We start from the raw sequence: 9,636 nt of genomic DNA, 5'->3' as shown, positions 1-9,636 counted from the left end.
GGGCGTCTGCGCGTACAGCGCGACGCCCTCGCGCCGCGCGGCATCGGCGAGGCCGAGGCAGTACTTGAGCGGATGCAGGTGGCCCGACAGCGGATCGTGCACGCCGGCCAGATAGCGTGTCGACGCGATGCGCGTGCGGATGTCGGCGGTATCGAGCCACGCGAGCGACGGATGGCCCCAGCGTGACGTCGCGGCGTCCATCCACGCGTGCAGGTCGTCGATGCGGCGCGGCTTCGTCGCGACCGTCAGGTAGCCGCGCGTGAAATCGCAGTCGATCCCGTAGCGCGCGATCCGCTCGGCGATCAGTGCGACGCCGTCGAGCGACAGCGACCACGCGGCGCGTGCGCCGTCGGCGCCGAGTTGCCGCTCGATCTCCTCGTCCTTCGCGAAGCCGGTGATCGCCTGGCCGCCGTTGCGGCCCGACGCGCCCCAGCCGGGCCGGTGCGCGTCGATCACCGCGACGGACAGCCCGCGTGCGCGGCAGTCGAGCGCCGTCGACAGGCCGGCGAAGCCGGCGCCGATCACGCAGACGTCGACGTCGATCGTCCCGTCGAGCGCGGGATCGTCCACGGCGGGGCGCACGGCCGTCGCTTCGTAGTACGAGTCGCGCGCGAGCGCATCGGCGCGGCGGGTGAAAGACTGCGTCATGAATCGGACTCCCTCGTTGCAGCCGGCGGCGGTGCATCGCGCACCGTCATCCGGCCGGTAAAACGGCGCGGGACGCCGTGCGCTCGGCACGGCGTCCCGCGCGCCCCGCGTCAGAACGAATAGATGAACTGCGTGGCGAGCAGGTCGTTGGACTTGCCGTACGACCCGTCGTTGCGCAGGAACACCTTGTTGTTCGCCCAGTCGTGCCGGTATTCGACCTTCACGGTGATCTGCTGGGTCGGATAGAACAGCAGGTCGAGCGCGACATCCTGGCGTACCGCGCCCTTGCACTCGAAGCCCAGGCCGCCGCCGGCCTTCGACTGCGCGAGGCAGTCCGCGTCGACGCCGAAGCCGTTGCTCGGATCCATCCCGTTACCGTTCAGCGCGATGCCGCCACCGCCGCCGCCGTTCTTCGAGTTGGCGAGCAGGTCGTAGCGCAGCGTCACGCCCATGCGGCCGACCACCGGCGCGTTGAACTTGCGGTGCGCGAGCAGCGACAGGCCGTACCACTGCGCGAGCCCGCCGTTGAACGCCGCATGCTGCTGACGGCCGTAGTCGACTTCCGCGTTGTACTGAATATCGGCGAGCGTGTAAGTCGCGTCGAGTTCGCCGAAGAAGAACGAACCGTATGCGCTCGGTGCCGCGCCGCCCGGGCCGTAGTGGACGACGCCGTTCGCATCGATCGCGCTCGCGAGCGTCTGGCGGCCGATGTTGAACGAACCGCCGAGATCGAGCGCGCTCGACCACGTGTAGTCCGCGCGCGCGGTGAAGGTCGGCACCTTGTTGCTGGTGGTGATCGGATCGCCGAGTGCGTTGGTGCCCGTCGTCGTGACCGAACCGTACGTGCGGTACTGCTCGTTGCCGAGGAAGAACTTCCACGCCCAGTTGCCCTTCGTGTAGTTCGCGCCGATACCGACGTAGCTGCCCGGATCCGAGAAATCGTACAGCAGGTTGTGCGTGAGCGTGAGCATCTGGTTCGACTGCTGCACCTCGTAGCCGCCGAAGCTCGGGATCAGGCCGGCGACCAGCGTCGTCTCGGCGGTGATCGGCACGTTGACGACCGCCGTGTTCAGCAGGTTGTCGGTGATCGAGCCGCGCGAGTTCTGCAGCAGCGTGATGCCGTTGCCGCGGTTCGGCATCAGCGTGATTTCCGCCGACGGCGCCATCGGGCCGACGCCGAAGGTCTTCTTGATGTCGAGATAGAGATCGCCGAACGTGCTGTTGAAGTAGTTGTACGCGTTCTCGTGGTTCGCGAACAGGAACGACGACGTGCCGGGCGCGCGGTTGTAGATGTAGGTCGGATCGATGTAGCCGGTGACCGACAGGCCGGCGAGCGGGCCCGTGTTGGCCGCGTCGGTCAGCGAGTCGACCTTCAGCTGCTGGTTCGCGATCTGCTGCTTCATTTCGCCGACCTCGTCGTTGGTCAGCGTGGCCTGTGCCTTGCCATAGTCCGGCGAGCTCGGATCGACGGCCACCGCGACCGGCGCGGCGCCGGCCTGGACCTTCGTGCCGGCCTGGGCGGTGGCGGTGCCGCCCTTCGCCGACAGTTGCGCCTGCATCGCCTTCATCTGTTTCTGCAGCGCCGTGACCTGCGCCTGCAGCGCCTTGATCTCGGCGGATGTCGAGTCGGCCAGCGCGATGCCCGGCAACGCGCCGGCCACCAGCAGGCAGATCAGTTTCTTCTTCATTGCGGATTCTCCTTGTCGTGCGCCTGTCAAATCGGGATCGAATCGCGCGCCCCCCCTGGGGCAGCGCGTCTTGCTTGTCTGCCGTGCTTGTTATCTTCGAGGCGGGCGGCGGGGCGTCACGCCACCGCGAACGCCGCCTTCATGTCGGCCACGCGGCGCCGCTCACGCGCGATCATCATCCGGTTCACGACGATCACGCCGATCGTCACCGCCGTGATGAACAGCGTCGCCAGTGCGTTCATCTCCGGGTTCAGCCCCAGCCGCACGCGCGAGAACACCACCAGCGGCAGCGTCGTCGAGCCCGGCCCGGACAGGAACGCCGACAGCACCAGATCGTCGATCGACAGCGTGAACGACAGCAGCCACCCCGACAGCAGCGCCTGCGAGATCAGCGGCAGCGTCACCACGAAGAACACCTTCAGCGGCGTCGCGCCGAGATCGAGCGCCGCCTCTTCGAGCGACTTGTTCATCTCCTTCACCCGCGACTGCACGATGATCGCCACGTACGACACGCACAACATCACGTGACCGATCCAGATCGTCACCATCCCGCGGCCCTTCGGCCAGCCGAACATCTGCTCCAGCGCCACGAACAGCAGCAGCAGCGAGATGCCCTGGATCACTTCCGGAATCACCAGCGGCGCGTTGATCATCCCGGTGTACAGCGTGAAGCCCTTGAAGCGGCCGAAGCGCGCGAGCACGAAGCCCGCCCACGTGCCGATCACGACCGACGCGGTCGCGGTCAAGAGGCCGATCTTCAGCGACAGCCATGCGGCGGTCAGCAGCTCGTCGTCGTCCAGCAGCGCCGAGTACCACTTCAGCGAGAAGCCCGACCACACCGTCACCAGCTTCGACTCGTTGAACGAGTACACGATCAGGCTGATGATCGGGATGTACAGGAACAGGAAGCCGAAGGCGAGAACGCCCGTCGACAGCGGTTTGCTCGGCTTGATCATTTCGCGTCCTCCAGTTCCTTGACCTGGTAGTACTGGAACAGCGCCATCGGCACCAGCAGCAGCATCACCATCGCGACCGTCACCGCGGACGCCATCGGCCAGTCCATGTTGTTGAAGAATTCATCCCACATCACGCGGCCGATCATCAGCGTGTCGGCGCCGCCGAGCAGTTCCGGAATCACGTACTCGCCCACCGCCGGGATGAACACCAGCAGGCTGCCGGCGATGATCCCGTTCTTCGACAGCGGCAGCGTGATCCGCGTGAACGCGACCCACGGTTTCGCGCCGAGGTCGTACGCGGCTTCGAGCAGCGTCAGGTCCATCTTCACGAGGTGCGCGTACAGCGGCATCACCATGAACGGCAGGTACGAATAGACCATCCCGATGTAGACACCGGCATCGCTGTGGTAGAGGCGCAGCGGCGTGTGGATGATGCCGAGCGCGATCAGCGTGTGGTTCAGCAGGCCGTCGTCCTTCAGGATCCCGATCCATGCGTACACGCGAATCAGGAACGACGTCCAGAACGGCAGCATCACGGCCATCATCAGCACGTTGCGGCGGTTCGGCTCCGAGCGCGCGATGTAGTACGCCATCGGATAGCCGATCAGCAGGCACAGCACCGTCGACACGGCAGCCATCTTCAGCGAGCTGAGGTAGGTCGCGATGTACAGGTCGTCCTGCAGCAGGAACGCGTAGTGCGACAGCTGCAGCGCGAAGTGCACGACGCCGTCCTTGATCTCGACGAGCGACGTGTACGGCGGGATGCCCATCACCTGGTCGGCGAAGCTGATCTTCAGCACCAGCACGAACGGCAGCGCGAAGAAGATCGCGAGCCATACGAACGGCACGCCGATCGCGACACTGCGGCCAGACGGCAGGAAGCGCTGCAGCAGGTCGAAGCGGCCCGGGCGGGCACGTCCGGCGCCGGTGCTCGCGGCGCCGGTTGACACCGGCGTGGAGGGCGTGGAAGCAGAGGTTCTCATCGTGGCGTCCTCATTGCGTCAGCACGACGCCGCTGGCCGGCGACCACGACACGAACACGTCGTCGTTCCACGCCGGTGCGTTGTCGTTCAACAGGTGCGAGCTCGACAGGTTCGACACCACCGTCTTGCCGCTCGGCAAGCGCACGTGGTACAGCGAGTAACTGCCCATGTACGCGATGTCGGTGACGACGCCGCGCGCCCAGTTGTGTTTCGAGCCCGGCTTCTCGCGCGACACGTGAATGCGTTCCGGACGCACCGAGATGCCGACGGGCATCCCGAGCGGGCCCGTGATGCCATGGCTCACGTACATACGTGCTTCGAGGTCGTCGCTCTCGACGAAGATGTGATCGGGTTCGTCTTCAACCACGCGCCCTTCGAACAGGTTGGTCGAGCCGATGAATTCGGCCGAGAAGCGGCTGTTCGGGAATTCGTAGACTTCGCCCGGCGCGCCGATCTGCACGATCTTGCCTTCGCTCATCACCGCGAGGCGGCTGGCCATCGTCATCGCCTCTTCCTGGTCGTGCGTGACCATCACGCAGGTCACGTCGACCTTCTCGATGATGTTCACGAGTTCGAGCTGGGTCTTCTGGCGGATCTTCTTGTCGAGTGCGGACATCGGTTCGTCGAGCAAGAGCAGCTTCGGGCGCTTGACCAGCGAACGGGCCAGCGCGACGCGCTGCTGCTGCCCGCCGGAGAGCTGATGCGGCTTGCGCTGCGCGTACTTGCTCATCTGCACGAGTGCGAGCGCATCGGCCACGCGCTCCTTGATCTCGTTCTTCGGCGTGCCTTCCTGCTTCAGGCCGAACGCGACGTTCGATTCGACCGACATGTGCGGGAACAGCGCGTACGACTGGAACATCATGTTCACCGGGCGGCGGTACGGCGGCAGCGACGCAAGATCTTCGCCGTCGACGAAGATCTTGCCGGAGGTGGCCGTCTCGAGCCCGGCGAGCATGCGCAGCAACGTCGACTTGCCGCAGCCCGAGCTGCCGAGCAGCGCGAACAGCTCGTTCTTCGCGATCGTCAGGTTCACGTTGTCGACGGCCGTGCTGTCGCCGAATTTCTTCACGACGTTTTCGATGCGCACGAAAGTGTCGTTTTGCGTACGGGCCGCAGCGGCCGGTTGGGTCTGTCGTGCAGCAGCGGAAGAGGGTATCGATTGCATGGGAGTCACCATTCGTTCTTCACGGATTGCAGGCGTGAGCGTCCCCGCGCGAGGCGCATGACGCGACTCACGGACGACGGCTCGTGCCGGATGGAACAGTGCGCGCGGTGCGCGCGGGCGGACGGAGGTCCGCGGATCTCAGGCGGGCAGGCGTGAAGCGATGCCTGCGCCGCCGGAATGCAGGGCGATCAGTGGCCGGTCTTCAGTTGGGCCCACAGGCGGTTCTGGAGGCGCAGGATGTCGGCCGGCATCGGCTTCATCAGCACCATCTTCTTCAGCACGTCTTCCGGCGGGTAGACGGTCGGGTCCTGCGCGACGCCCGGCGTGACGAACTGGTGCGCGGCCTTGTTGGCGGTCGGGTAGAACACCGTGTTGGTGATCGCCGCGTTGACCTTCGGATCGGACACGTAGTTGATCCACTTCAGCGCGGCCTCGGGGTGCGGTGCATCCTTCGGGATCACCATCACGTCGAACCACAGCAGGCCGCCTTCCTTCGGGTTCGAGAACTTGATGTCGTACGAACGTTTCGCTTCGGCCGAGCGGCGATGCGCGATGCCGACGTCGCCCGACCAGCCGAGCGCGACGCACACGTCGTTGTTCGCGAGGTCGTTGATGTAGCCGGACGAGTTGAACTGGGTGATGTACGGGCGGACTTTCTTCAGGACTTCGAACGCAGCCTGGTAATCGCCGGGGTTCGTGCTGTTCGGGTTCTTGCCCATGTATTGCAGCGTGGCGGCAAACACGTCGACGGCCTGGTCGAGGAACGACACGCCGCAGCCCTTCAGCTTTTCCATGTTGGCCGGGTCGAACACCAGTGCCCAGCTGTCGACCGGCGCCTTGTCGCCGAGTGCCTTCTTCACCGCCTGCGCGTTGTAGCCGATGCCGTCCGTGCCGTAGGCCCAGGGCACGCCGTACTGGTTGCCCGGATCGGCATCCGAGATCATCTTCATCAGCAGCGGGTCGAGGTTCGCGAGGTTCGGCAGCTTCGACTTGTCGAGCTTCTGGTACACGCCGGCCTGAATCTGCTTGGCCATGTAGTTCGACGTCGGCACGACGATGTCGTAGCCCGAACTGCCGGCCAGCAGTTTCGCCTGAAGCGTGTCGTCGCTGTCGTAGTTGTCGTACTTGACGTGGATACCCGTCTGCTTCTGGAAGTTCGGGATCGTGTCGGGTGCGATGTAGTCGGACCAGTTGTAGACATTCAGCTCGTCGGCGGCATGCGCCGACGGGCTGGCGACCGACGTGAACGCTGCCGCGGCGGCAAGGGCGGCAACAGAACAGGCTTGGCGAAGAAAGCAGGCACGCATGGTGGAATTCCCCTGGTTATGGCGGCGTGCGGCGCCCGCCGCACGCCTGTAGGCAAAACCGTTACGAAATACCCAGTTGCTGGGCGGTTGCATCGACTGCTTTTTTCGCCTTCGATACGAGTTCATCAATTTCCGGACGCGAGATCACGAGCGGCGGCGACAGCAGCATCCGGTCGCCGGTCGCACGCATGATCAGGTTGCCGTTGAAGCAGAAGTCGCGGCAGATCGTGCCGACGTCGCCGCCGTTCGCGAAGCGGCGGCGTTCGGCCGGCGCTTCCGCGAGCTGCAGGCTCGCGACGAGGCCGTGGCCGTGCACTTCGCCGACGATCGGGTGACGCGCGAAGGTTTCGCGCATCAGCGCCTGGAAGTACGGGCCCGTGTCGTTCTTCACGCGCTCGACGATCCCTTCGTCGCGCAGCAGCTTCAGGTTCGCGACCGCGACGGCTGCCGCCACCGGATGGCCCGAGTACGTGAGGCCGTGATTGAATTCGCCGTTGTCGATGATTGGCCGCGCGACGCGCTCGTGAATGCCGACGGCACCCATCGGCACGTAGCCCGACGTGAGGCCCTTGGCCATCGTGATCAGGTCCGGCTCGAAGCCGAAATGCTGGTGCGCGAACCATTCGCCGGTGCGGCCGAAGCCGCCGATCACTTCGTCGGCCACCAGCAGGATGTCGTACTTGCGGCAGATCCGCTGGATTTCCGGCCAGTACGTCGACGGCGGGAAGATCACGCCGCCCGCGCCCTGGAACGGCTCGCCGATGAACGCGGCGACGTTCTCCGCGCCGAGTTCGAGGATCTTCGCTTCGAGCTGCTGCGCGCGGGCCAGCCCGAATGCTTCCGGCGTTTCGCCGGCCGCTGCTTCGCCGAAGAAATACGGCTGGTCGATATGCACGATGTTCTCGACCTTCGACGGCATCTGCTCGTGCATGTAGCCCATCCCGCCGAGCGTGCCACCCGCGATCGTCGAGCCGTGATAACCGTTCTTGCGCGAGATCACATACTTCTTCTGCGGCTGGCCCTGCACGCGCCAGTACTGGTGCACGAGGCGCAGCACCGTGTCGTTGCCTTCCGAGCCGCTGTTGCAATAGAAGAAGTGGTTGAAGCCGGCCGGCGTGACTTCCGCGAGCATCGCCGAGAGTTCGATCACCGGCGGGTGCGTGGTCTTGAAGAACGTGTTGTAGAACGGCAGCTCCTGGAGCTGGCGATACGCGGCGTCGGCGAGCTCCTTGCGGCCGTAGCCGACGTTCACGCACCAGAGGCCCGCCATCCCGTCGATCACCTTGTTGCCGTCCGAGTCCCACAGGTAGACGCCGTCGGCCTTCACGATCACGCGGCTGCCCGCGCGGTTCAGCGCGCCCATGTCCGAGAACGGATGGATGTGGTGCGCGGCGTCGAGCGCGCGGTATTCGGCGGTCGTGCGCGCCTGCGTCGCGCGCGGTGCGGCGGCCGTGGCGGTGGGGGCGGCCGGCTGGATCCAGGCAGATTCGTTGCGGTAAGTCATGTTTCCTCCGTGATTCCGTATTCGGTTGGGTGCACGCTCAGACGTGCAGCAGCAGATGGCGGCGTTCCCACGAGCTGATCACGCGGAAGAACGCTTCGTATTCGGTTTCCTTCAGCGCGAAATACGCCTTCAGGAACTTGTGGCCGAGGATCTCGCCGAGCGGCTCGCAGGCGGCCATCAGCGTCAGCCCTTCCTCGAGGTTGCGCGGCAACTGGTACGGCAGGTCGTAGCCGTCGCTGACGAGCGGCTCGGTCGGCTCCAGGCGCTGCGTCATGCCGAGATAGCCGGCCGCGAGCGTCGCGGCGAGTGCGAGGTACGGGTTGCAGTCGACGCCCGGGATGCGGTTCTCGATGCGGCGTGCCGACGGGCTCGAGTGCGGGATGCGGAAGCCGACCGTGCGGTTGTCGTAGCCCCACTGCACGTTGATCGGTGCCGCCATGAAGCGCGACAGGCGGCGATACGAGTTGATGTACGGCGCGAAGATCGGCATCAGTGCCGGCGTGTACTTCTGCAGCCCCGCGAGGTAGTTGTAGAACATCGACGTTGCGCCGCCGGTTTCCTGCGACGTGAACAGGTTCTGGCCCGTTTCCTCGTCGACGATGCTCTGGTGCACGTGCATCGCCGAACCCGGTTCGTCTTCCATCGGCTTGGCCATGAACGTCGCGTACATGTTGTGACGCAACGCGGCCTCGCGCACCGTGCGCTTGAACAGGAACACCTGGTCGGCCAGCGACAGCGCGTCGCCGTGCATGAAGTTGATCTCCATCTGCGCGGCGCCGACTTCGTGGATCAGCGTGTCGATGTCGAGGTTCTGTGCTTCGCAGTACTCGTAGATGTCCTCGAACAGCGGGTCGAACTCGTTGACGGCCTCGATCGAATACGACTGGCGGCCCGTTTCGGGGCGGCCGGTCCGGCCGACCGGCGGACGCAGCGGCAGGTCGGGATCCTTGTTCATGTCGACCAGGTAGAACTCGAGCTCGGGCGCGACGACCGGCTTCCAGCCCTTCGCCTTGTACAGGTCGAGCACGCGGCGCAGCACGTAGCGCGGCGAGATCTCCACCGGCGAGCCGTCGAAGTGCACGCAGTCGTGGATCACCTGCGCGGTCGGGTCGATGGCCCACGGGATCAGGCGGATCGTCGATGCGTCGGGTACGCACACCATGTCGGGGTCGGTTACGCCGGTCAGCGAGCCGTCTTCCGGATATTCGCCGGTGACGGTCTGCACCATCACGGCCTGCGGCAGGCGCATCGATTCGCCGGAGGTGAACTTGTTGCGCGGCGTGATCTTGCCGCGCGCGATGCCGGCCATGTCGGGAATGATCGCTTCGACTTCAGTGATCCGGTGCTGCTTCAGAAAATCTTCGATGTCATGCATGTCTGTTCTC

The 9,636-nt window shown here is 65.4% G+C and carries 8 protein-coding genes; all 8 read right to left on the bottom strand.

Annotated features, from left to right (window positions below):
* Positions 1 to 648: FAD-binding oxidoreductase (locus tag JYJ84_RS20055; protein WP_205189399.1), on the bottom strand; the 648-nt coding region annotated here is incomplete at its 3' end.
* Positions 649 to 758: 110 nt separating this feature from the next.
* Positions 759 to 2,336: a DUF3138 family protein gene (locus tag JYJ84_RS20050; protein WP_122946441.1), complete on the bottom strand. Its 1,578-nt coding sequence runs from the start codon at positions 2,334 to 2,336 to the stop codon at positions 759 to 761.
* A 116-nt stretch (positions 2,337 to 2,452) separates the two neighbouring features.
* Positions 2,453 to 3,292 carry an ABC transporter permease subunit gene (locus tag JYJ84_RS20045; protein ID WP_122946440.1) on the bottom strand — a complete coding sequence of 280 codons (840 nt, stop codon included), beginning with the start codon at positions 3,290 to 3,292 and terminating at the stop codon, positions 2,453 to 2,455.
* A complete protein-coding gene (locus JYJ84_RS20040; protein WP_175222445.1) occupies positions 3,289 to 4,275 on the bottom strand; it encodes an ABC transporter permease subunit in 987 nt (328 codons plus the stop codon). Before JYJ84_RS20040 ends, JYJ84_RS20045 begins: the two co-directional genes overlap by 4 nt.
* 10 nt (positions 4,276 to 4,285) lie before the next feature.
* A complete protein-coding gene (locus JYJ84_RS20035) occupies positions 4,286 to 5,440 on the bottom strand; it encodes an ABC transporter ATP-binding protein (RefSeq protein ID WP_175222446.1) in 1,155 nt (384 codons plus the stop codon).
* A 188-nt stretch (positions 5,441 to 5,628) separates the two neighbouring features.
* Positions 5,629 to 6,747: a polyamine ABC transporter substrate-binding protein gene (locus tag JYJ84_RS20030; protein WP_122946437.1), complete on the bottom strand. Its 1,119-nt coding sequence runs from the start codon at positions 6,745 to 6,747 to the stop codon at positions 5,629 to 5,631.
* 61 nt (positions 6,748 to 6,808) lie between these two features.
* A complete protein-coding gene (locus JYJ84_RS20025; RefSeq protein WP_122946436.1) occupies positions 6,809 to 8,251 on the bottom strand; it encodes an aspartate aminotransferase family protein in 1,443 nt (480 codons plus the stop codon).
* A gap of 37 nt (positions 8,252 to 8,288) precedes the next feature.
* Positions 8,289 to 9,626: a glutamine synthetase family protein gene (locus tag JYJ84_RS20020; RefSeq protein ID WP_122946435.1), complete on the bottom strand. Its 1,338-nt coding sequence runs from the start codon at positions 9,624 to 9,626 to the stop codon at positions 8,289 to 8,291.
* Between the last annotated feature and the right edge of the window lie 10 nt (positions 9,627 to 9,636).

Source organism: Burkholderia sp. LMG 13014 (genome assembly GCF_905232215.1).
Classification (GTDB): Bacteria; Pseudomonadota; Gammaproteobacteria; order Burkholderiales; family Burkholderiaceae; genus Burkholderia.
The sequence above is the reverse complement of the archived record's forward strand: the minus strand, read 5'-3'. Positions and strand labels throughout refer to the sequence as shown.